Source organism: Sphaerochaeta pleomorpha str. Grapes (assembly GCF_000236685.1).
GTDB classification, from domain to species: Bacteria; Spirochaetota; Spirochaetia; order Sphaerochaetales; family Sphaerochaetaceae; genus Sphaerochaeta; species Sphaerochaeta pleomorpha.
In genome coordinates this window covers 648,898-670,377 of record NC_016633.1, presented here as the reverse complement: position 1 = coordinate 670,377, position 21,480 = coordinate 648,898, and the positions used below count along the sequence as shown (strand labels likewise).

Genomic DNA, 21,480 nt, shown 5'->3' with positions numbered 1-21,480 from the left:
AGATTTTGTTAGGGGACAGGTTGGGTTCCCTTTTACAGGTGTGTGTTATGTACAGGAGAAGCATACCCCTGTACCATATATATAGGCAGATTGTGTTTCATCCTACTGGCAAGATGCAAGTATCAGCCAGGTTTTGGAGGAGCAGTATGGAACAGAAGTTGGCAGACTTTTTCAACTCATTGGACCGTTCTTTCTTCATGGACAATGCATGTAGGGATTATGCCTCACTTGATGCAGCCTTCCCTATAGGTTATGGCCAGACAATCTCGCAACCCAGTCTGGTGTATATGATGACTGAGCGTCTCGAACTTGATAAGACTTGCCGCGTGTTGGAAATCGGTACCGGCTCAGGGTATCAGACTGCATTTCTTGCGGAGTTTTCCAAAGAGGTATACACCATCGAGAGGATTCCTGAACTTGCCAAAAAGGCCCGAGAAAGGCTTGGGGAATTAGGCTATTCTAATATTTTCTATCGAATCGGTGACGGTAGCCTTGGATGGAAGGAATATGCACCATTTGACAGGATTCTTGTAACAGCGGCTGCAGGCAGGGTTCCCCTTGATCTGGTAGACCAATTGAAGGTTGGGGGTGTTATGCTTGTGCCTATCGGCCCAAGTGGCTGGCAGCAATTGACACTGATTACCCGGGATGCAGAGGGTTTGGTGCATAGCGAGTCAATCGGGGATGTGGTTTTCGTGGAACTCAAAGGGAAATATGGATGGACCCTATAGCTTAGGCCAAGGACTTTGCCGGTAATCTGTTGGGGGATTGTCACGCTCTTGAAGGATCTGTCCCGATGGGTATGGCTATGCTTTCCTTATTGCGTATTGCGTGCAATAGAAAACCTTTCTCCAGATTCCTGAGTTTTCTATGGTAGGCAATGACTAACAGGATTGCTGCTGCAAGCCAGGCGATGGGGCTGGAAAGGCATATGCCTAGATAGCCGAAGTACCGAGGCAGGGTGAGTACGACTAATATGCGAAATACGAGTTCCTGTATACTCGAAAGCATCGGTATCAAGCCGGACCCGAGGCCTTGGCAGGTATTACGGTAGATGAAGATCAACCCAAGGGGAATAAAAAAGATTGCCACGACTTGCAGGTAGAGTACCACTTGTTCGATTACCTGGGTTTGGTCTCCTTCGATGAACAGTCTGGCAAGGAATTTTCCGAAGACGAGCAGGAGGCCATAGGATATGAGGCTGAAGGCAATGGTCAGCAAGACTCCGTTTTTTACCCCTTTTTGAACCCTGTCCAATCGTCCTGCCCCTAGGTTTTGTCCGGCAAAGGTGGCCATTGCCATGCCAAGGGTAACCAAGGGTTGGGTTACCAGCTGTTCGATTTTCACACCTACGGAATAGGCGGCTACGGTATTGCTCCCCATCTGGTTGATGCTGGCCTGTACGATGAGCACCCCTATGGCACAGACGGAAAACTGCAGGGCACTGGGTAGCCCGATCCGTAACAGTCTTGTGATCAGCGGGAGGTCGATCTTCCAGTCTTTTTTGCTAAGATGGAGGGAGGGGTACTTCTTTATTATATAGAGTAGGCAACACAAGGCAGAGATGCTCTGGCTGGCAACCGTTGCATAGGCAACGCCCCGTACGGACAGGTGCAGGTACACAACGGTGATGAAATCGCCGATTACGTTGAGAACCGAGGCAATGATGAGAAAATAGAGGGGGGACTTACTGTCCCCGAGGGCCCTCAACACAGAGGCGAGCAGGTTATAGTAAATGGTTGCGAATATGCCTATATATATAATGGTAATATAGGCATTGGCTGCCTCGATGATGTTTTGTGGGGTTTTGAGCAGTATCAAGAGGGGTTTGCTTGTGAGGATGGCTATGAAGGAAACCAGTATTGCAAGCACTCCTGCAGCTAGGCAGCTCATTGCAACTGCCTTTTTCATACCGGAGATATCCTTTGCACCGAATTTCTGGCTGACTATTACGCTGAAGCCTGCGGTAAGCCCACCGACGAATCCGAGTATGAGAAAAACCATTCCCCCGGTAGCCCCGACTGCGGCCAAGGACTGGACTCCGTCAAACCTACCTACGACAAAGGTGTCTACCATACTATAGAATTGCTGGAATAGGTTTCCTGCAAGGATCGGAAGCATAAAAAAGAATATAAGTTTGGCAGGGTTTCCCCTGCTCATGTCGTGTTCCATGGATGATCTCCCCGGGGCATATCCTAGCGAAGGCCCTCTGTTTTAACAATATGAAATGATAATTTTCATTTTGTTTCAAAATATTACCAAACCCACTGGACAGGATGTGCCATGCCGTATATAGTGCCTTCTTGTGCGGTAGACGGAACGGTTGGAACACGGAAAAGAAAAAGCCTGGGAAGGCTTGACTGGGAAGTGGGAAATCTGGTATGTTAACCGAGCGCCTCAGCGATGGGGCACAGCAAGAGGCACCGGTAAAGCCGGGCATGCTAACGATTTATGAAACAACGAGCGAAGGGAAGGAAACGAAGATAGAAGCGGAAGCACCACAAGTGGGCTTCCCAGTCAATTCGAAATGATGAACAGTAGATGAAAGAAGCTACGTTCGTTTGCGAGGAAAGACAGGGCAGACTATCGAAGTAATAGCTGCGGGGCTTCGGCCCCGTATTCCTATGACGGAGAGTTTGATCCTGGCTCAGAACGAACGCTGGCGGCGCGTTTTAAGCATGCAAGTCGAGCGGCAAGGGCCTTCGGGCCCCTAGAGCGGCGGACGGGTGAGTAACACGTGGACAATCTGCCCCCCGGTCCGGGATAGCCTTGGGAAACCTGGGATAATACCGGATACGAGCGGGGCCCCGCAGGGGGCCCCGGGGAAAGGCGCTTCGGCGCCGCCGGGGGATGAGTCCGCGGCCCATTAGCTAGACGGCGGGGTAAAGGCCCACCGTGGCGACGATGGGTAGCCGGCCTGAGAGGGTGATCGGCCACATTGGAACTGAGACACGGTCCAGACTCCTACGGGAGGCAGCAGCTAAGGATCTTCCGCAATGGGCGAAAGCCTGACGGAGCGACGCCGCGTGAACGATGAAGGCCGTGAGGTTGTAAAGTTCTTTTCGGGAGGGGGAATAACCGTGGCAGGTAATGGCCGCGGGATGACGTGAATCCCGGAATAAGCCCCGGCTAACTACGTGCCAGCAGCCGCGGTAACACGTAGGGGGCGAGCGTTGTTCGGAATCATTGGGCGTAAAGGGCGTGCAGGCGGCCCTGCCAGTCTGGCGTGAAAGGCCCCGGCTCAACCGGGGAGACGCGCTGGAAACTGCAGGGCTTGAATACAGGAGGGGATGCCGGAATTCCAGGTGTAGGGGTGAAATCTGTAGATATCTGGAAGAACACCAATGGCGAAGGCAGGCATCTGGCCATGTATTGACGCTGAGACGCGAAGGTGCGGGGAGCAAACAGGTTTAGATACCCTGGTAGTCCGCACAGTAAACGATGTACACCAGGTGGCGGGGGGTTGACCCTCGGTACCGAAGCTAACGCATTAAGTGTACCGCCTGGGGAGTATGCTCGCAAGGGTGAAACTCAAAGGAATTGACGGGGGCCCGCACAAGCGGTGGAGCATGTGGTTTAATTCGATGGTACGCGAGAAACCTTACCAGGGCTTGACATATACCGGAATATGCCTGAAAGTGCATAGCTGCTTGCAGCCGGTATACAGGTGCTGCATGGCTGTCGTCAGCTCGTGCTGTGAAGTGTTGGGTTAAGTCCCGCAACGAGCGCAACCCCTGCTGCCTGTTACCACCACGTAAAGGTGGGGACTCAGGCGGAACTGCCGGTGACAAACCGGAGGAAGGTGGGGACGACGTCAAGTCATCATGGCCCTTATGCCCTGGGCCACACACGTGCTACAATGGCCGGTACAGAGCGCAGCGAGGCCGCGAGGCGGAGCGAATCGCTTAAAGCCGGTCCCAGTACGGATTGGAGTCTGCAACTCGACTCCATGAAGTTGGAATCGCTAGTAATCGCGCATCAGCATGGCGCGGTGAATACGTTCCCGGGCCTTGTACACACCGCCCGTCACACCATCCGAGTCGGGGGTACCCGAAGTCGCCAGCCCAACCCGCAAGGGGGGGCGGTTCCGAAGGTACGCCTGGTGAGGGGGGTGAAGTCGTAACAAGGTAGCCGTACCGGAAGGTGCGGCTGGATCACCTCCTTTCTGCAAAGAAAGGCAGGTCCGAGGCCCTCACAGCCGCGGACCGCAATCCAAGGCCGTTGGCCAGCAGGCGAAAATCCTGCGAACAAGACGCCCATTTGGGTGCGCATGCCGAAATCTTCGAATCCTTCCCTCCCTCTTTTGTCCAAGTGCGTCGGGGGCATAGCTCAGCTGGCTAGAGCATCGGCTTTGCAAGCCGAGGGTCAGGGGTTCGAATCCCCTTGCCTCCAGAGAGTTTTACAGCGATTATTGACAGTTTGAGCGTAGGGATTGGAAGAATGATATGGTCAAGTGAAATTAGGGTCCACGGAGGATGCCTAGGAGCTGCCAGGCGAGGAAGGACGCGATAAGCTGCGATAAGCCGCGGGGAGGGGCCAATACCCTTTGATCCGCGGATTTCCGAATGGGGTAACCCGAATGTCCTGATGACATTCGCGGGCACGTGAACAAAATAGCGTGTCCGCGGTATACGCTGGGGAGTGAACCATCTAAGTACCAGCGGGAGTAGAAATCAAACGAGATTCCCCCAGTAGCGGCGAGCGAACGGGGAGGAGCCCAAACCGCGTGCCTTCGGGTGCGCGGGGTTGTAGGGGTGCGGCGGGGGCTTTGCCCCGTGCAGTAAGAAACCGGAAGCGTAGCGGAACGGTCCTGGGAAGGCCGGCCAGAGCGGGTGAAAGCCCCGTACGCGAAACGCCTCCGGCTGCATGGCCGCGCAACCTGAGTACGGCGGGACACGAGAAATCCTGCCGGAATCTGGGGGGACCACCCTCCAAGGCTAAATACTCGGCAGCTACCGATAGCGCATAGTACCGTGAGGGAAAGGTGAAAAGGACCCCGGGAGGGGAGTGAAAGAGAACCTGAAACCGTGGACCTACAAGCGGTCAAAGCCCGGAAGGGTGATGGCGTGCCTTTTGTAGAATGAGCCTGCGAGTTACCGTATGCGGCAAGGTTAAGGGATAGGAGTCCCGGAGCCGCAGGGAAACCGAGTCTGAACAGGGCGTTCAGTCGCGTGCGGTAGACCCGAAGCCAAGTGATCTAGCCATGGCCAGGCTGAAGCAGGAGTGAAATCCTGTGGAGGGCCGAACCTAAATCCGCTGAAAAGGGTTGGGATGAGCTGTGGCTCGGAGCGAAAGACTAAACAAACTTGGAAATAGCTGGTACTCTCCGAAATAGCTTTAGGGCTAGCGTTGCACGGACTGTCGCGGAGGTAGAGCACTGGATAGGTGAGGGCCCGTCACTGGGTACCGAGCTTAACCAAACTCCGAATACCGCGATACAATATGCAGCAGTCAGACGGCGACTGATAAGGGCCGTCGTCAAGAGGGAAACAGCCCAGACCGCCGGCTAAGGTCCCAAAGGCGTGCCAAGTGGGAAAGGAAGTATGATTGCACAGACAGCCAGGAGGTTGGCTCAGAAGCAGCAACCCCTTCAAAGAGTGCGTAATAGCTCACTGGTCGAGTAGTCATGCGCCGATAATGTAACGGGGCTAAGCACGCCACCGAAGCCGCGGGACAGCACTAGATGCTGTCGGTAGGAGAGCATTCCGTGTACGGAAGAAGCGGGGGCGGAAGCCCCCGTGGACGGGACGGAAGTGAGAATGCAGGCATGAGTAACGAAAAGACGGGTGAGATCCCCGTCCGCCGAAAGCCTAAGGTTTCCAGGGTAAAGGTAATCTACCCAAGGGTTAGTCGGCCCCTAAGGCGAGGGCGAGAGCCGTAGTCGATGGGAAGCTGGTCAACATCCCAGCACCTCCCAGAGTTCCGATTGGGACGACGCATAGGGCGAAACGCAGCAGGGCGACGGTAGTCCCTGTCGAAGCGGCGAGCCGTCGAGGCACCCAGGCAAATCCGGGTGCCGAGGCGAGCCGTGAGCGAGGCCTGTCTAGGCAGGCCGAAGTGCGCGTAGTCGTCGTGCCGAGAAACAGTCCCTAAGGTTAGGCTCTGGGGGCCCGTACTATAAACCGACACAGGTGGGCGAGCTGAGAATGCGCAGGCGCACGGAAGAATTCGCGTTAAGGAACTCGGCAAAATGCATACGTAACTTCGGGATAAGTATGGCCCCCGTAAGGGGGTTGCAGTGAAACGGCCCATGCGACTGTTTACCAAAAACACAGGTCCATGCGAACCAGCAATGGGAAGTATATGGACTGACACCTGCCCGGTGCTGGAAGGTCAAGAGGAGTTGTCAGAGCGATCGAAGCAGCGAATCCAAGCCCCAGTAAACGGCGGCCGTAACTATAACGGTCCTAAGGTAGCGAAATTCCTTGTCGGGTAAGTTCCGACCCGCACGAATGGTGTAACGATATGGGCGCTGTCTCAACGCGAAATCCGGTGAAATTGAAGTCCAGGTGAAGATGCCTGGTACCCGTGGTTAGACGGAAAGACCCCGTGAACCTTTACTTCAACTTGGCATGGAGACTTGGACAGGGATGTGTAGGATAGGTGGGAGGCCGCGAGGCATGGCCGTCAGGCTGTGCGGAGCCGCTGGTGAAATACCACCCTTCCCTTTCCAATTTTCTAACCCGACCCGTAATCCGGGCCGGGGACAGTGCCAGGCGGGAAGTTTGACTGGGGCGGTCGCCTCCCAAAGAGTAACGGAGGCGCGCGACGGTCACCTTAGGATGGTTGGGAATCATCCGGCAAGTGTAAAGGCACAAGGTGGCTTGACTGCGAGGCAAACAAGCCGAGCAGGTACGAAAGTAGGTCTTAGTGATCTGGCGGTAGCGCGTGGAAGCGCCGTCACTTAACGGATAAAAGGTACTCCGGGGATAACAGGCTGATCTTGCCCAAGAGTTCATATCGACGGCAAGGTTTGGCACCTCGATGTCGGCTCATCGCATCCTGGGGCTGGAGCAGGTCCCAAGGGTTTGGCTGTTCGCCAATTAAAGCGGTACGCGAGCTGGGTTCAGAACGTCGTGAGACAGTTCGGTCCCTATCTGCCATGGGCGTTGGATGTCTGAGGGGTTCTGCTTTTAGTACGAGAGGACCGAAGTGGACGAACCTCTGGTGTACCAGTTGTCGTGCCAACGGCATCCGCTGGGTAGCCACGTTCGGAAGGGATAACCGCTGAAAGCATCTAAGCGGGAAGCCCTCCCCAAGATGAGACATCCCCCCCGCACTCGATGCGGGCTGAAGGAAACAGGGAGATGACCTGTTCGATAGGCCGGAGGTGTAAGCGCAGCAATGCGTTCAGCCGACCGGTACTAATCATCCGTGAGGCTTGACCATATCATCGTTCCAGTCCCCCGCGGGACCGCCAAGGCCGGTCGCCCGAGCTCCATGCTCAGGCTACCAGGCGTTGGCCGGCCCGGTGGCCATAGCAGAGTGGATATACCCGTTCCCATCCCGAACACGGAAGTCAAGCACTCTCACGCCGATGGTACTACGGTTCGTCCGTGGGAGAGTAGGTAGCCGCCGGGCCTTTTCTTTGCCCTTTTGCCGGGCGCGTTTGCGCCCCCGGCATATGTCCCTTGTCCCTTTCGGACCGCCAAGGCCGGTCGCCCGAGCCCCCCGCTCAGGCTACCAGGCGTTGGCCGGCCCGGTGGCCATAGCAGAGTGGATATACCCGTTCCCATCCCGAACACGGAAGTCAAGCACTCTCACGCCGATGGTACTGCGGTTCGCCCGTGGGAGAGTAGGTAGCCGCCGGGCCTTTTTTTTGCCCTTTTCCCCCCTGTGGGGTGAGGTCCATATATTGCAGGAGCGCACTTCGGTGCGCTTTTGTCGTTTCTGGGCAATGCCTTCTTTATTCCATTTCCCTAAAATCTGTGGAAACGCATCTTGATTACGAGTATACTTGCTTCAGGGGGATGATGTGGCACTGATCCGATTCTATAAACCAACGCTACGCCGAAAAGACATGGATGCTGTTTTGCAGACTATGGTTGATGAAAAAATCGGGCCAGGCGAACGGAAAAACGAATTTCTCAAACAATTCTGTAATCTCATCGGCGTAAAACATGGCATAGTCCTCAGAAGCTATGTCGATGCCCTGACTTCGGCCTTGAAACTCTGTTCGGTAAAAGAAGGAAGTGTCGTCGGTCTGAGTGTCCTTTCCCCATCGATATATGCCTACGCTCTGGAAAGCCTTGGTTCCCGATTTATCCTTGGGGATATTGATGCAAATACCGGTTGCCTTTCCCTTGATGAAGCAAAAAGAATGGCGCAAGAGGGTGTCGAGGTCCTGTTGCTGCATGAGCCAATGTGTCAGATTCCCTACCTCTGCGACTTTAAAGGCCTGGGAATGCGGGTAATCGAAGACATAAGCCAAAGCCTTGGAAGTCAGTATGGTGAAGAAATGGCAGGGCAGTATGGCGATATCGTTGTCTGCTCCTTTGAAGAAGATGGTATCGTCTCTACCGGGGGCGGGGCTGCAATTGCCTTTTTTTCGGAGCAATACCTGACACCGCTAAAAAATCTATACAGACAGGTCCGCCCGTTTGAAGAGATGCCGGATATGAACGCAGCTTTGGGAACCATGCAGATAGCTACAGTCAATGATCACCTCGCCAAACGAAGGGAAATCTATGCTCTTTTGAGAAAGTCCCTTCTCAAGACACCGCATAAACCGTTTGGAATTGGAAATATCGATTTTGAGCCGAACGGGTATGGGTTTTGTGTTGTACTGGACTCGAAAGCCGAAGATGCAATAAAATTTGCCAACAAATATCAGGTGCCTGCTGAAAAAACCTTTTCGGAATGCGTCGGAGGCAAGCTTTCAGACAGGTATGACCTCTATCCCAATGCAATAGCACCCTTGCTCCGCGCTCTGTCGTTCCCTACGTATCCTTTCTTGAAGCAGGGCGATATTGAAATGCTGATGAAAGTTGTTTCCCACCTTCCGTAAGGAGAATCCATGGAAAAAAGAATAGTCCGAAAGGTTCTGATAATTGCCAACTGGAGAAAAGAAGTCGCCCATACGTTGTCTGGTGAAATCCAGCAATACCTGAGTCACCGGGGAATCGATTCCACTGTGTTCAAGACCAATGCTGAAAACACTGAATTATCTGTCGAAAAAGGCATTGATTTGGTAATCTGTCTCGGTGGTGATGGCACTGTTTTGTACTGTGCAAGATACCTGCAGGATCTGGGAATCCCGATACTTGCGATAAACCTCGGTACCTTTGGCTATATCACTGAGATATCGGTAAACGAATGGCAGGAATCGATCGACCATTACCTGGCAGGGCTTAATAGTATAAGCCGTCGCCTAATGATTAGGGTCGTAGTGCTTCGTGACGGAGAAAAGGTGTTTACCGGCCATGGCCTGAATGAAATGGTAGTCTCTTCCTCAGGAATCAGTAAAGTAGTCAACCTGGGGCTTTCCATAGGACAGACCGATGCAGGGTTTTTTCGTGCCGATGGCATGATTATCGCAACTCCGACCGGTTCGACCGGATATAGTCTTGCTGCCGGGGGACCCATTTTGGATGTCGACCTCTCGAGCCTGATCGTAACCCCCATCTGTCCGTTTACCCTATCGAACAGGCCTCTGGTCATCAGCGGGGAGACTAAGGTAACGGTTCATGTACTGAAAAAGCAACGAACCGGACTGATGCTGTCTGTCGATGGCCAACAGAATTTCGAGCTTTGTGAGGAAGATAGCGTAATCGTAGAGAAATCAAGGAGCAAAGCTCTTCTTGTTACAAGCGAAAGACGTAACTATATAGAAGTAATCCGTGATAAACTCAACTGGTCTGGAGGAGGCTTCCATGCTTGAACGGCTTGAGATTCACCATTATGCCTTGATAGAGGATGTAACCATCAATCTCTGTGAAGGATTTACTGTCATTACCGGTGAAACCGGTGCCGGAAAATCGATTATCCTCGGGGCCCTCTCCCTCTTGCTGGGGGAGAAGACAGACGTGCAATCGATCAGAAGTGGATGTGAGAGTGCCACAGTAAGCGCCAGTTTCTTTCTGGGTGCTGCTGTTTCCCCTTCGCTTTCCACCCTGCTCGCTGAAAGAGACTTGGACCTTGACGAAGGGACGCTGGTATTGAGCCGGACCATCAAGAGCAATGGCCGTTCGACTATTTCCATCCAAGGGCGGGTCATGACCCGTTCCGACTTGGCCTCGATCAGTGAAGAGTTGATAGATATCAGCGCCCAGAGAGACCACCAGAGCCTTTTGTCCCCTTCGCATCAGAGGGATGTTCTTGACGCCTTCGGTTCCTGTCTCCTAGATAAAATTGAATATCAGAAACAATTTGCAATATGCGGGGACCTGCAGAACGAAATTGAAAAGCTTTCATTGGCTATCCAAAATTCCTCACGGGAATCGGAGTTCCTTAAATTTGCCGTTGACGAGATAACGAAGGCTGACCCGAAACCAGGGGAAGACGAACGGATCTCCGAACAAGTAAAGACCATAGGGGCTTTTGAGCAAATCCACGATGCCCTTGCCCTTGCAGGTGAGTTGCTCCATGGCACTGAGAATGGTCCAAGTGTGCTTGGGTCGCTACACCAGGCGGCAGCTCAGCTTGCCCTTGCCGCCCGGGGAGATGTCTCGATTGACCCGTTTCGTATCAGGATGGAGACTGCTAGCATAGAATGCGAGGATATTTTTGAAAGTATCCGTGATTACCTTGCCGGGATGTCCTACTCTGAGCAGCAACTTGATGAGTTGCAGGCACGTCAGGCCCTTCTGCAGCGGCTGAAGAAGAAATATGGCCATTCCATAGAAAATATGCTTGCTTTCAAGGAGGAATGCCAATCGAAACTCATGCAGAGTGAGAATGGCGAAGAATTGCTAAATGACCTTGAGAAAAAGCTTGCCAGGGAAAAACAGTTGCTTCTGCAAAAAGCCTCTTTGTTGTCCCAGAACCGAAAGAAAGGAGCCTTGCGACTCCAAAAAGAGATTGAACAGACCCTTCGTTCCCTTGGGATGCCCCAGGCAACCTTCTTGATTGAAGTCAGGCCAGTTTCCCCTAATCCCAGCGGATCCGATGACATTTCCTTCATGATCTGTGCGAACCCCGGTCTCGATAGCAGAAGTATACGCGAGGTTGCGAGCGGAGGGGAGCTCTCCCGTGTGATGCTGGCACTCAAGACTGTACTTTCGTTGCACGATAGTGTGGGAACCTTGATCTTTGATGAAGTCGATGCAGGAATCGGGGGGAGTGTAGCCGTGTCGGTTGCAAAACAGCTGAAGAAACTCAGTGAAAGCCACCAGGTGATTGCCATTACCCACCTTGCTTCGATTGCCTCGCAGGCCGATACCCAGCTCGTAGTTTCCAAGCGTGTGGAGAGCGGGATGAGTTTTACCAACATTGTGTCAGTAGAAAATGAGGAAAGGGTTGGCGAAATTGCCAGGATGCTCAGTGGCGATGCCGAAAGCCAGGTAAGCCTCGTACATGCCAAAGAGCTCTTGGGGGGACATTGAAGCCTAGAGAGAGAGATCGAAATTCAAAACCTTTGACAAAGCATTTACCATAGTAATATCAGTCTTTTCCTTGGGTTGCTTGTGGTGGGCAAGGTACGGATATAATGCATTCTGGATTTTGGTCAGATTTGGCTGGAATTTGAAATTTCGGATCATTTCCAAGAATTCCGTGATAAATCGCACGGCTTCTTCACTCAGTCCTTCTTTGTTGATCTTTTCAGCGACAATATCAATTTTCTTTTCGGTGATAGACCTGATCAGATCCATTTCCGGGGTTTTCCCATGTTTAACCATGAAGTCGAGCATCTGGGCAAAGGACTGTTTGTATTTGTCCCATATTTCCATGGTTCCATAGTTAAAAAGGTATTTGATGACACTCAGACAGGAACCCATGGTTTCCAGATAGAGTGTACCCATGGGCAAATATGGACTCGTCTTGGCAAGGATCGAATAGTTTTTGATATTCAGGATAATTTTTTCAATCTGCTGCTCGGAAAGGATACAGATACTCCTATCTATCTCCATGAAGAGTTCGTCGAGCATTTTGGCAGGTATATTGGAAGTACTGACCGAATATACGTTATGTATTCCTGTATTTGTCTCCAAGATTGTAACCGTGAAGTCATGGGGTATCTTGACAGAATCCTGCGGCACCTCTACAACCGAACACTGATAGGAGCAAAGGGATGCTGAATTTGAGATCTCCATCGATGAAGCCATATAGTCGGCTTGGATGACATTGTCCAGTAAGTACCATCCGTACGTATTACAATAGTCCTGTTTGAGGGCAACTTTCCTGTTGAGGAAGAAAAACAGGGAAGCCTCGACTTCTCCGGGGAGTTCCCTGGATTCAGAAAGGGCAATTGTTTTCCCTGTGCCATCCTGTTTCCTATTGCTCTTGGCCTTATCCAGTTCTGATAGAAACGGAGTGCTGAGATCGGTTTGGGTGAATCCCTGGAACAGATCGATAGCGCGCAAGGCGTATGTGATGTTCTGTCTGGGTTCAAGCCCCCCGATATCATTGAAAAACCACCCGCAGCTCGTGAATGAAAAGTGTTTGTTTTTCATACCGGCAAGGAGTTTTGCAAGGTTTTCACGTTCTTCCTGGGCAAAGGGATACTCAATTTTCAGCTCGTCAAGGAAAGCGCCAGTCTTCGATGGTTCGGAAACCACTTTCCCGTATTTGATCAGCAATGTCTCAGCTGAGAGGGAACCTGCAAAAATCCTATCGACCTCATGGGCGAAAATACTGTCAATGTTTTGTGCCAAATGGTCGAGACCATCTTTGAGCGGGGTTCTCCATTTCTGGTTCCATCCCTCTTCCCCGCCAGTGTGGCAGCCACAGTCGCGGTACCACCTCGATACCCCATGGGAACAGGACCAGCTTGTGCCTTTTTTCCCTTCTCCCTCATGGAGTTCCGCATGCAATATCGCAGGGTTTGCCTCCAGAAATGATGCATAATTGGTAAAGGAGAAATCATCCCGTTCGTTCACCTTCCTGATGAGGGCCGCAAGGGCCATGTCGCCGAAGGGTTCGTGATGACCGTAGATTTCCCCGTCGGTTGCCGTTTGTATAAGCGATTGCTGTTCGTTTTTCTTGATACCGAGCAATTGCTGGTAAAGGTTGTCTGCATCCCTGAGCAGGTGTCCGAAACTTATCCCTTCGGCCAATGAAGGATTGTAAAAGAATGCACTGACCGTCCCTCCCTTTTCCCCGGTGAGGATGAAGGGTTTCCCGTAAGGGGGTGCAGTGCCATTCAGGTCGAGTATTTTCCCGTTGGGGTTTTCAATGCCTTTGCACTGCCAGGGGGAGAGAATTACGAATTTGATGCCAAACTCACTGAGAAGGTCGATTACCATCGGGTTGATTGCTGCCTCGGGGAGCCAAAGCCCCTCGGAATCACGGCCGAAGCGCAGTTTGAAGTCCTCCAGGCCCCAGGCAATCTGGATCTTTGCATCCTCTCTGGTACAGAGGGGAAGGATCGAGTGGTTGAATCCCTGGGCAATGGCATTTCCATGGCCCAGGCGAAGCATACTCTTTTTATCGGCGTCGATAATACGTTCGAGCATGTCAGGATGTTTTTCTTGGATCCAACTTAAAAGGGTCGCTCCGAAGTTGAAACTGATATATTCGAAATTGTTGGTGACTGAGAGTATCCTTCTGACACCGGAGAGGTACCGTGAATTCACATTTGCACTATAACAATCCGCATATACACGTTCATTCCAGTTCTCGTAGGGTTTTGCGGTAAGCTGTTTGCCGATAATGCCGGTTCGGGGATTCTCCCTCGGTGGCTGGTAAAAATGTCCGTGCAAAATGATATCTGTTTTTTTAATTGTCGCTGTATTCATAATATGGAAGAAAGTATAGCATATTCGAAGCTTCTGTAGATAGAGTTTTGGCTAATCACCAGCTTTTATCCTTGCAAGAATAGGTAACCTGAATGAAGATAGGGTAGGAGGTGGATAATGGGTATTCATATAGAAGCGAAAGATGGCAGCATCGCCGAATGTGTACTGCTCAGCGGTGATCCCCTGAGAGCCAAGCATATCGCACAGACATACTTTTCCGATTCTTTCTGCTATAACGAAATAAGGGGAATGTATGGGTATACTGGGTACTGGAATGGCCATAGGGTTTCCGTCCAAGGGACTGGGATGGGGATGCCCTCTTTCTCCATCTATGCCCATGAGTTGATAGAAGGCTATGGGGTCAAGAAACTCATAAGGGTAGGTACCTGCGGCACTATTTGCGAACGTGCAAAGCTCAGGTCGATTGTCATCGCGCAGGCAGCCGATACTGACAGCGGGATGAATCGTTCCCGCTTCGATTCCTATAGTTTTGCCCCCTGTGCCTCCTTCTCCCTGTTGCAAAGGGCCTGGGACCTTGCCATGGAAAAAAAACTTGACGCAGTGGTGGGGAATGTCTTTACCTCGGACCAATTCTATGATGGGAAAATCGAGGAAAAAGTCGCCATCGCGAAGTCGCTGGGAGCCTTGGCCGTTGAAATGGAAACCTGTGAGCTCTATACCTTAGCCGCGTTGAAGAAGGTCAAGGCCCTGTCCCTGTTGACCGTAAGCGATTCTCTGCTGACCCTGGAGCAGGTTCCGCCGCTTGAAAGACAGGTTGCCTTCGATGAAATGGTCACCCTTGCCTTGGAGACCTTTTTCGACTAATGAACATACAAATTTCCTACCCAAAGCGTGATGCCAGTACTTTTTGTACCGGCTAGCACGCTGTTGACTAACTTTTGTGTTTCTTTTACCATGATTGGGAAGTAAATCGCGTAGAATGCGTTTCTGGGAGCAAGCATGATTCTCATCAATATTGATTCCTTGTCTACTACCGAACTGCAGTACATTGCCAAGCAAGAAGGGTTTGAAAACTGGCAGTCCCTCGACCGCTCTGAACTTATCGAGGAACTGGAAGATGCCTATGACGAACAAGTAGATGACCACCTTGCCTCGGGGGTCAAAGCCTCTGTTGTACGCAAACGTTTCTGCAATGCCCTGACTGATTATCGAGGTAACCAGCAGAATGTGAGTGGTCTCCCCGGTGTGGAGGACCTCCCTGACAACTATGCAGAGACTTCCATCCATTTATTGTTGCGTGACCCGGAATGGGCGTATGCCTATTGGTCGATCTCCCCTGTCAACAGGGCCCTTCTCTTTGGAGAGGATGAGTCGCAGAAGGGTGAGCTTTTTCTCAGGGTTTCCAAAACGCGTTGTAACTGCAATGAAACCAAAACCTTTGATATCGGGATCAGTATCGACGATTGCCAATGGAACATAAATCTTTCTGACATGGGCTGTAGCTATTCTGTAGCGCTTTGTTTCAAAGACCGCAAGGGTGTAATCACTTCCCTTGCCGAAAGCAAAAGCGTAGAGACTTTCTTCCCCTACTGGGCTGACCATTATGACGAGATAGCCATGGACAGGCGGCTCTTCAATATTCATTTTTCCTCGGTCGTAACAAAGGAAGGCGAGGTAGCGGATAATGCTATCCTGCATGAGATTGCACAGACCTTAAGCAAGGGGGTGCTTTAATGTCCCAGAATTCCATAGCATTTATCCTCAATGCGCATCTCCCGTATGTTCGGCACCTGGAATATCCCCGCTTCCTTGAAGAGGACTGGCTTTTCGAATCAATTTCAGAAAGCTATCTGCCCCTGCTGAGAATGTTCAGCAAACTCAAAAGCGAAAAGGTCCCGTTCAAATTTACGATCAGCCTTTCCCCTACGCTCTGTTGCATGCTTACCGATGCAAGTCTTCAGAACCGTTACAACAACTACCTTGAGCTGAATAAAAGCCTTGGCGAGAAAGAGGTGATACGCTGTCAGCTGGAACAACCGGAATTTTTGGAGATGGCCCGGCATTACCTGGACCAAGCCAACCGGAACCTTCTTGATTTTAACGATGTCTACCATGGGAACATCCTTGAAGGTTTTCGCAACCTTGAGGCAAGCGGCCACCTTGAACTGATCACCACTGCCGCTACCCATGCCTATCTTCCCTTGTATAAAGACTATCCGACTGCCATCAATGCACAGGTTGAGTTGGGGGTCCAGTCATTCCTTTCGAATTTCGGCCATATGCCCAAGGGGTTCTGGCTTCCTGAATGTGGGTATTACCCAGGTCTTGAGGATACGTTGCGGTACCATGGTATTTCATGGTTCCAGGTAGCCAGCCAAAGTATGCTGCTCTCACCCGATAAGGTTGAATGTGGCGATTATCGACCTGTCGATTGCCCTAATGGCGTGGCTGCCTTTCCCCGCGATTATGAGGCGACAAGCTTGGTCTGGTCCAACAGTACCGGTTATCCCTGTGATAAGCTGTACCGTGAATTCTATCGGGATATCGGATTTGACCTTCCTTTGGATTATATCAGGGAATATATACATGAACCTGAGGTTAGGGTATTCACCGGGTACAAATATTGGGCTATCACCGGTAATACCGACCAGAAAGTACCTTACAACCCATCCCTGGCAAAGAAGAAAATCTCAGAACATGCTGCCAATTTCCTGTATAACATCAAGAAGAAGGGAGCCAGCCTCTCTGATGCCATGGGTAAGGAACCTCTCTATACCCTCGGTTTCGATGCTGAGCTGTTCGGGCACTGGTGGTTTGAAGGTATCGACTGGCTAGAGCAGGTTATCAGGCTTTCTTCTAGGGACGCCAGTGAGGTAAAGCTGGTCACCCCTTCGTCTTACCTGGCCAAGGAGAAGAATTTGCAGACAGTACGACCGGCATTCTCTTCCTGGGGCCAAGGCGGATACAGCTCCGTATGGCTCGATGGGTCAAATGCCTGGACGTATCGTCATATACAGAAAGCCATTGAACGGATGGAAGAGCTTTCCCTCCGGTTTCCGGACCAGATCAGCTTGAAGCAACGATTCCTCAACCAGGCTGCAAGGGAAGTGTTGCTTTCCATGGCGAGCGACTGGCCTTTCATCCTGTTTAACAAGAGTAGTACCGAGTATGCCGAGAAGCGTTTGCGCGACCATCTGCGGAATTTCAATGTAGTCTATGGCAATATGTGCAAAAACGCCGTCAATACCGAATGGCTGGTGAAAGCCGAGAAGCGTGACATCATTTTTTCCGATATAGACTATAATATTTTCAATCCAGAGCGATAAGTTCCTTTTCCTCTGATTTTCACCCCCTCCTGATTTGTGCGAGGGGGTTTTTTTGTGCTTATTTCAGGTTTTTACCTACGCCTGTTAAGTAGTAGCTTGGCTTTTATTGTAGCTGGGGTACTTTTTGATGGCTAATCTTCCTTGTGTTCTCGTGGGAGGAAGTGTACATTTATGGAGCAAAGTGGGAAAAATTCCCAGTTTGTCTGCAATTTTCCAAAGGAGATTGGGCATGTTGACAGGTGAGTTCTTTAACACCATTGACGACAAAGGCCGAATTCTGATTCCTTCTCGCATCCGGAGCGCACTTGACGGTGAAGCCCTGTATGTTACCAAGGGATTGGAAACGTGTCTGTGGCTTATGCTCCCAACCGACTTTGAGAAACTCAAGAATACCATCGTAAACGGACCCGGTGCTATGTTTGACAGAAAAATGCGAATTCTCCAGCGGGGTATGCTTGCACCAGCCCAGCTTTGCGAGATTGATAAAGTTGGGAGAATACACATACCCCAGTCCCTTCGAGAGAGCATTCATCTTGACATGAAAGGTGAATCAGTCTTGCTAGGTACCGGAAATTATCTGGAACTGTGGAATAAAACTGACTACGAAGCTTACATGCAGGCAATAATGGGCGAATTCCAGGATGCGGCCCAGTCATTGAGCGATTTGATAAGAGAGGACCATTGATGGAATATGTCCACTATTCGGTAATGAAAGAAGAGGTGCTCCAGTATCTGGTGCCACCGACTGATAGGCCGGCGTATATGGTCGACTGCACCTGTGGGGAAGGGGGGCATACCTATATGTTCCTCTCCAAATACCCCAATCTCCATGTGACTGGTTTGGACCGGGACAGCGGCATCCAACAGAAAGCCATCAACAGGATGGCTGAATTCAAAGACCGGTTCACTCCGGTCCTTACTTGGTTTGATGAATATTTTAAGGACTATGAAGGGCCGGCCTTGGACCTAGTGCTGTTTGACCTTGGGATTTCCTCCTATCACTTTGAGGAGTCGGAACGGGGTTTTTCCTTCAAAAAGGGTGAAGAACTTGATATGAGGCTGGACAAATCGGCTCCCATCAGTGCCCAGGATGTAGTGAACGGGTACCAAGAGGAACGACTGGCCGATGTCATATACAAATATGGCGAGGAACGCTATTCGCGCAGGATTGCCCGTGCGATTGTCGAGAAGCGGAAGCTTGGCAGAATTACCCAGAGTGATGAACTGGCTTCAATAATCTACAAATCGGTTCCCTCTGCCTATCGGTACGGGCGTATCCATCCGGCAACCCGTTCCTTCCAGGCAATCAGGATCGAAGTAAACAGGGAACTGGATAGAATCGAACCAGCTATCAAGGGTGCACTTGCTGCTTTGCGCCCCGGCGGTCGCGTAGCTGTCATAAGTTTCCATTCACTTGAAGACAGGCAAGTGAAATGGCTGTTCAAGAGCCTCGGGGAAGGGGATAACCCAAGTATCAAGATACTTACAAAGAAACCCCTTATCCCTACAGAGAATGAAAGCAGCGAAAATCCTCCAAGCCGTAGTGCAAAGCTGAGGGTTGTAGAGAAGCTCTAAGGAGAAAGAAAATGGGAAGTGACTGGTATACCTCTGATCTTCAACAAGTTCCAAATCCAAAGAATCAAAAACTTGTATTGCTGAGACACGCCGGGGTGCTGGCAATGCTTCTTGCCGTGATGGCAAGTCTGTTTGTCCCGGTCTGGCAAAGTGCTGTAAACAGGTCTCTGGCCGTTGAATTGGAAGCAGAAAGTGCCCAATTGCAGGCAATGGAAGAACAGCACAGGACCCTGCGTTCCCAGATAGCATCTCTCTCCATGCCAGAATCGCTTGTCGATGAAGCCTGGAAAAAGAATGTCTCATTCAAACAGATCGAAGCAGATCATCTGGTGATGGTCGCAAGGGGGAACTGATGGAACAACGTAATGGTTTCTCCACCCAGCATTACAGGGTTGGGCAGGTAGCTTCCCTCTGTGGGGGGACCTTGGTAAAAAACGGTGCCCTCGATGCCGAAGATGTCCAATTTGACTCCCGCCTCTGTTCCAGGGGAACGGTTTTTTTTGCACTCCCAGGAGAAAAGGAAGATGGTTTTTCCTTCATCGGCGACGCTGCCTCAAAAGGGTGCAGTGCCGTTATCGTTTCCCTTGCGAATGCAAATGAGGCTAAACAGAGACTCTCTTCTTCCCCGTGTGCCGTTATCGCCGTTGCAAATCCCCTGCGCTCTTTGCAGCTCCTTGCAAAAAACTATATTTCCCAGTTTCCGAGGGTTTCCTATGTGGGAATCACCGGCAGCTGCGGGAAAACCACTACAAAGGAAGCTCTGGCTGCCATCACTACGATAATGGGCCCAACGGTAAAGACACCTGGAAACTTTAATAGTGAGATCGGTCTGCCCTTAAGCCTTTTACAGGTGAACAAGGATACCGAGTATGGAATTTTCGAAATGGGGATCGACCATGTCGGGGAGATGGACAGGATGGTGGATATGGTCAAACCGGACTTTGCCCTGTTGACCAATATCGGTATCTCCCATCTTGAGAAATTCGGTACCCAGGAAACAATCGCAGACGAAAAAGGAAAAATCTTCCACCCCGATCTCAAAGAAGGCTTTCTTAACAAATCCTGCAGGTATTGTTCTTTCCTTGAAAAAAAGGCCCCGCGTAAGATGCGCTATTTCGGCTATGAGGACCTGTCGTTTACTGATCTCGGGCTGGATGGCTGGGCAATCCATTATGAGGGGCAGACTTTTTTCGTAAAATGTGTTGGCAAACATTTGCTGCTGGACATAATCGGGGCGATCAAGGTGGCGAAGTCCCTCGGGGCAAACCCTTCCCAGATAGCGCAAGGGCTTGAAGGGTTCGTCTCCATGAAAGGAAGAAGTTCCATTATCAACGGTGATGTCACCATCATAGAGGATTATTACAATGCCAGCCTTGACTCAACCAACTCCATCCTCGATTATCTGCAGTCCTTGCAGTGGAAGGGGTATAAGAAAGCAGTGCTTGGCCCAATGAAAGAACTTGGTACGAAAAGCGTCCAGGCCCACAGCCTCATTGCCAGGCATCTTATGAAAACGCACCTGGACAGTACTTTTTTATATGGGTCTGAGATGAAAGGCGCCTATGACCTACTGAAAAAATCAGGCTATGGCAGGGGTGTGTTTTTCACCGATGATTTTTCGGAACTGGAAAACAGGGTTGCCAAAGATACCCGTAGCGGTGACCTCTATCTTGTCAAAGCCTCCCGGAGCGTTGCGATGGAACGGATTATTCCATCTATCCGAGATGGTCGGTAGGGGCAGTACTGCATGGTTATCCCAATATTGGCCGGTTCAATCGGGTTTGTCGTGACTTTTGTATTCTCACGTTTTCTGATTTTTGGAAAACAGGTAATGCATGTCGCGATAAAACCGGAACTGGAAAAAACCCAAGCCGGTAAAACGGGAACACCCACTGTGGGAGGCCTTGCCTTTTGCTTTGGTACAGTCGTGGCAATTGCCTGTCTGCAGTGGAAAGGTGGCGACTCCTATTCCATCGTTCTGATGGTGACACTGTTTCTGTTTGCCCTGATTGGGTTTTTTGACGATATCACAAAAACCCGAAGCCCTGTCGGAGATGGGATTAGTTCGAGGCTAAAGGTTGTCCTGCAGATGGTATGTTCGGCCCTTGTGCTTCTGTGCATGCACTTTTTTGGGCTTCTCTCTGGGGAAGTGTTCCTTCCTGTTGTGGGGATAACCACTGACTGGGGAATTTTCTATCCGGTCTGTGCATTTGTCTATATTATGTTTTTTTCCAATGCAGTAAATATTTCCGATGGCTTGGATGGCCTTGCCGCCGGCTCTTCGCTTCCCTTGGTGGTTCTGGTCCTGTCAATTGTTTTCCTAGGTGGTCTGGCCAGGGGGATTTCATTGTTTCTGGCAGCCTTCCTCGGATCTTTGCTTGCTTTTTTATGGTACAATGTCAAACCTGCAAAATATTTCATGGGAGACTGCGGAAGCCAGGCAATCGGATCGGTTATTGCCGTATCTGCATTGCTTTCCAAGGTGGAGTTGTTCGTCTTGGTATCGAGTGGGATTTTCCTGGTGGAATTTGCCACGAGCCTCATACAGATTGTTTCTATTCGGGGTAGGGGAAAAAAGGTGTTTCTGATAGCACCTTTGCATCATGTATTTGAATTGAAAGGAATGGCTGAGAAAACAATAGTTGGCCGTTACTGCATAGCTTCCTGGCTTTGTACTTTAATGGCTTTCCTGTTGTTTCAGTTTACTCTGCGGTAGGTAGGGA

The 21,480-nt window shown here is 50.9% G+C and carries 14 protein-coding genes, 1 tRNA gene and 4 rRNA genes; 17 read left to right on the top strand and 2 right to left on the bottom strand.

All coding sequences use genetic code 11. The features are described 5' to 3' along the window. The first annotated feature begins 146 nt into the window (after positions 1 to 146). Positions 147 to 731, top strand: a complete 585-nt coding sequence (locus tag SPIGRAPES_RS03035) for a protein-L-isoaspartate(D-aspartate) O-methyltransferase (protein ID WP_014269306.1) — start codon at positions 147 to 149, stop codon at positions 729 to 731. 40 nt (positions 732 to 771) lie between these two features. Here the strand turns inward: SPIGRAPES_RS03035 and SPIGRAPES_RS03030 are convergent, their stop codons facing one another. Beyond that, positions 772 to 2,172 carry an MATE family efflux transporter gene (locus tag SPIGRAPES_RS03030; protein ID WP_014269305.1) on the bottom strand — a complete coding sequence of 467 codons (1,401 nt, stop codon included), beginning with the start codon at positions 2,170 to 2,172 and terminating at the stop codon, positions 772 to 774. 452 nt (positions 2,173 to 2,624) lie between these two features. On the opposite strand from SPIGRAPES_RS03030, the gene SPIGRAPES_RS03025 reads away from it, so the two are divergent. The 8 genes from SPIGRAPES_RS03025 (at position 2,625) to recN (ending at position 11,543) form a co-directional block, all read left to right on the top strand. Continuing rightward, positions 2,625 to 4,165 (top strand): 16S ribosomal RNA (locus SPIGRAPES_RS03025). A 153-nt stretch (positions 4,166 to 4,318) separates the two neighbouring features. Continuing rightward, positions 4,319 to 4,392: transfer RNA gene (locus SPIGRAPES_RS03020), tRNA-Ala, on the top strand. Between the two features lie 55 nt (positions 4,393 to 4,447). Next, positions 4,448 to 7,389, top strand: a 23S ribosomal RNA gene (locus tag SPIGRAPES_RS03015). A gap of 78 nt (positions 7,390 to 7,467) precedes the next feature. Then, positions 7,468 to 7,581, top strand: a 5S ribosomal RNA gene (gene rrf / locus SPIGRAPES_RS03010). 117 nt (positions 7,582 to 7,698) lie between these two features. Further along, positions 7,699 to 7,812, top strand: a 5S ribosomal RNA gene (gene rrf, locus SPIGRAPES_RS03005). Together the 16S, 23S and 5S rRNA genes with 1 tRNA gene alongside form the textbook arrangement of a ribosomal RNA operon. A 163-nt stretch (positions 7,813 to 7,975) precedes the next feature. Then, the gene (locus SPIGRAPES_RS03000; RefSeq protein WP_014269303.1) at positions 7,976 to 9,007 is read left to right on the top strand and encodes a DegT/DnrJ/EryC1/StrS family aminotransferase; all 1,032 of its coding nucleotides are present in this window, start codon (positions 7,976 to 7,978) and stop codon (positions 9,005 to 9,007) included. A 9-nt stretch (positions 9,008 to 9,016) separates the two neighbouring features. Then, the gene (locus SPIGRAPES_RS02995; protein ID WP_014269302.1) at positions 9,017 to 9,880 is read left to right on the top strand and encodes an NAD(+)/NADH kinase; all 864 of its coding nucleotides are present in this window, start codon (positions 9,017 to 9,019) and stop codon (positions 9,878 to 9,880) included. Beyond that, complete coding sequence (gene recN / locus SPIGRAPES_RS02990) at positions 9,873 to 11,543, top strand: DNA repair protein RecN (protein WP_014269301.1); 1,671 nt, start codon at positions 9,873 to 9,875, stop codon at positions 11,541 to 11,543. Before SPIGRAPES_RS02995 ends, recN begins: the two co-directional genes overlap by 8 nt. Positions 11,544 to 11,546: 3 nt before the next feature. On the opposite strand, the gene SPIGRAPES_RS02985 is transcribed toward recN, so the two are convergent. Then, positions 11,547 to 13,895, bottom strand: coding sequence for a DUF3536 domain-containing protein (locus tag SPIGRAPES_RS02985; protein WP_014269300.1), 2,349 nt, complete (start codon positions 13,893 to 13,895; stop codon positions 11,547 to 11,549). Positions 13,896 to 14,012: 117 nt separating this feature from the next. On the opposite strand from SPIGRAPES_RS02985, the gene deoD reads away from it, so the two are divergent. The 8 genes from deoD (at position 14,013) to SPIGRAPES_RS02945 (ending at position 21,473) form a co-directional block, all read left to right on the top strand. Further along, positions 14,013 to 14,720 carry a purine-nucleoside phosphorylase gene (gene deoD, locus SPIGRAPES_RS02980; RefSeq protein ID WP_014269299.1) on the top strand — a complete coding sequence of 236 codons (708 nt, stop codon included), beginning with the start codon at positions 14,013 to 14,015 and terminating at the stop codon, positions 14,718 to 14,720. A 135-nt stretch (positions 14,721 to 14,855) separates the two neighbouring features. After that, complete coding sequence (locus SPIGRAPES_RS02975) at positions 14,856 to 15,590, top strand: DUF4912 domain-containing protein (RefSeq protein WP_014269298.1); 735 nt, start codon at positions 14,856 to 14,858, stop codon at positions 15,588 to 15,590. After that, the gene (locus SPIGRAPES_RS02970; RefSeq protein WP_014269297.1) at positions 15,590 to 17,182 is read left to right on the top strand and encodes a glycoside hydrolase family 57 protein; all 1,593 of its coding nucleotides are present in this window, start codon (positions 15,590 to 15,592) and stop codon (positions 17,180 to 17,182) included. The genes SPIGRAPES_RS02975 and SPIGRAPES_RS02970 overlap by 1 nt, the downstream gene beginning before the upstream one ends. 229 nt (positions 17,183 to 17,411) lie before the next feature. Then, positions 17,412 to 17,867, top strand: coding sequence for a division/cell wall cluster transcriptional repressor MraZ (gene mraZ / locus SPIGRAPES_RS02965; protein ID WP_014269296.1), 456 nt, complete (start codon positions 17,412 to 17,414; stop codon positions 17,865 to 17,867). Next, a complete protein-coding gene (rsmH, locus tag SPIGRAPES_RS02960) occupies positions 17,867 to 18,757 on the top strand; it encodes a 16S rRNA (cytosine(1402)-N(4))-methyltransferase RsmH (RefSeq protein WP_014269295.1) in 891 nt (296 codons plus the stop codon). The genes mraZ and rsmH overlap by 1 nt, the downstream gene beginning before the upstream one ends. A gap of 11 nt (positions 18,758 to 18,768) precedes the next feature. Beyond that, complete coding sequence (locus tag SPIGRAPES_RS02955) at positions 18,769 to 19,110, top strand: hypothetical protein (protein WP_014269294.1); 342 nt, start codon at positions 18,769 to 18,771, stop codon at positions 19,108 to 19,110. Then, the gene (locus SPIGRAPES_RS02950) at positions 19,110 to 20,492 is read left to right on the top strand and encodes a UDP-N-acetylmuramoyl-tripeptide--D-alanyl-D-alanine ligase (RefSeq protein ID WP_014269293.1); all 1,383 of its coding nucleotides are present in this window, start codon (positions 19,110 to 19,112) and stop codon (positions 20,490 to 20,492) included. The genes SPIGRAPES_RS02955 and SPIGRAPES_RS02950 overlap by 1 nt, the downstream gene beginning before the upstream one ends. A 12-nt stretch (positions 20,493 to 20,504) precedes the next feature. Continuing rightward, the gene (locus tag SPIGRAPES_RS02945) at positions 20,505 to 21,473 is read left to right on the top strand and encodes a phospho-N-acetylmuramoyl-pentapeptide-transferase (RefSeq protein ID WP_014269292.1); all 969 of its coding nucleotides are present in this window, start codon (positions 20,505 to 20,507) and stop codon (positions 21,471 to 21,473) included. The last annotated feature ends 7 nt before the right edge of the window (positions 21,474 to 21,480 follow it).

Bases quoted from the DNA above. Each gene is read 5' to 3' on its own strand.
- SPIGRAPES_RS03035 (WP_014269306.1), top strand. From the start codon at position 147: ATGGAACAGAAGTTGGCAGACTTTTTCAACTCATTGGACCGTTCTTTC.
- SPIGRAPES_RS03030 (WP_014269305.1), bottom strand. From the start codon at position 2,172: ATGGAACACGACATGAGCAGGGGAAACCCTGCCAAACTTATATTCTTT.
- SPIGRAPES_RS02995 (WP_014269302.1), top strand. From the start codon at position 9,017: ATGGAAAAAAGAATAGTCCGAAAGGTTCTGATAATTGCCAACTGGAGA.
- recN (WP_014269301.1), top strand. From the start codon at position 9,873: ATGCTTGAACGGCTTGAGATTCACCATTATGCCTTGATAGAGGATGTA.
- SPIGRAPES_RS02985 (WP_014269300.1), bottom strand. From the start codon at position 13,895: ATGAATACAGCGACAATTAAAAAAACAGATATCATTTTGCACGGACAT.
- deoD (WP_014269299.1), top strand. From the start codon at position 14,013: ATGGGTATTCATATAGAAGCGAAAGATGGCAGCATCGCCGAATGTGTA.
- SPIGRAPES_RS02975 (WP_014269298.1), top strand. From the start codon at position 14,856: ATGATTCTCATCAATATTGATTCCTTGTCTACTACCGAACTGCAGTAC.
- SPIGRAPES_RS02970 (WP_014269297.1), top strand. From the start codon at position 15,590: ATGTCCCAGAATTCCATAGCATTTATCCTCAATGCGCATCTCCCGTAT.
- mraZ (WP_014269296.1), top strand. From the start codon at position 17,412: ATGTTGACAGGTGAGTTCTTTAACACCATTGACGACAAAGGCCGAATT.
- rsmH (WP_014269295.1), top strand. From the start codon at position 17,867: ATGGAATATGTCCACTATTCGGTAATGAAAGAAGAGGTGCTCCAGTAT.
- SPIGRAPES_RS02955 (WP_014269294.1), top strand. From the start codon at position 18,769: ATGGGAAGTGACTGGTATACCTCTGATCTTCAACAAGTTCCAAATCCA.
- SPIGRAPES_RS02950 (WP_014269293.1), top strand. From the start codon at position 19,110: ATGGAACAACGTAATGGTTTCTCCACCCAGCATTACAGGGTTGGGCAG.
- SPIGRAPES_RS02945 (WP_014269292.1), top strand. From the start codon at position 20,505: ATGGTTATCCCAATATTGGCCGGTTCAATCGGGTTTGTCGTGACTTTT.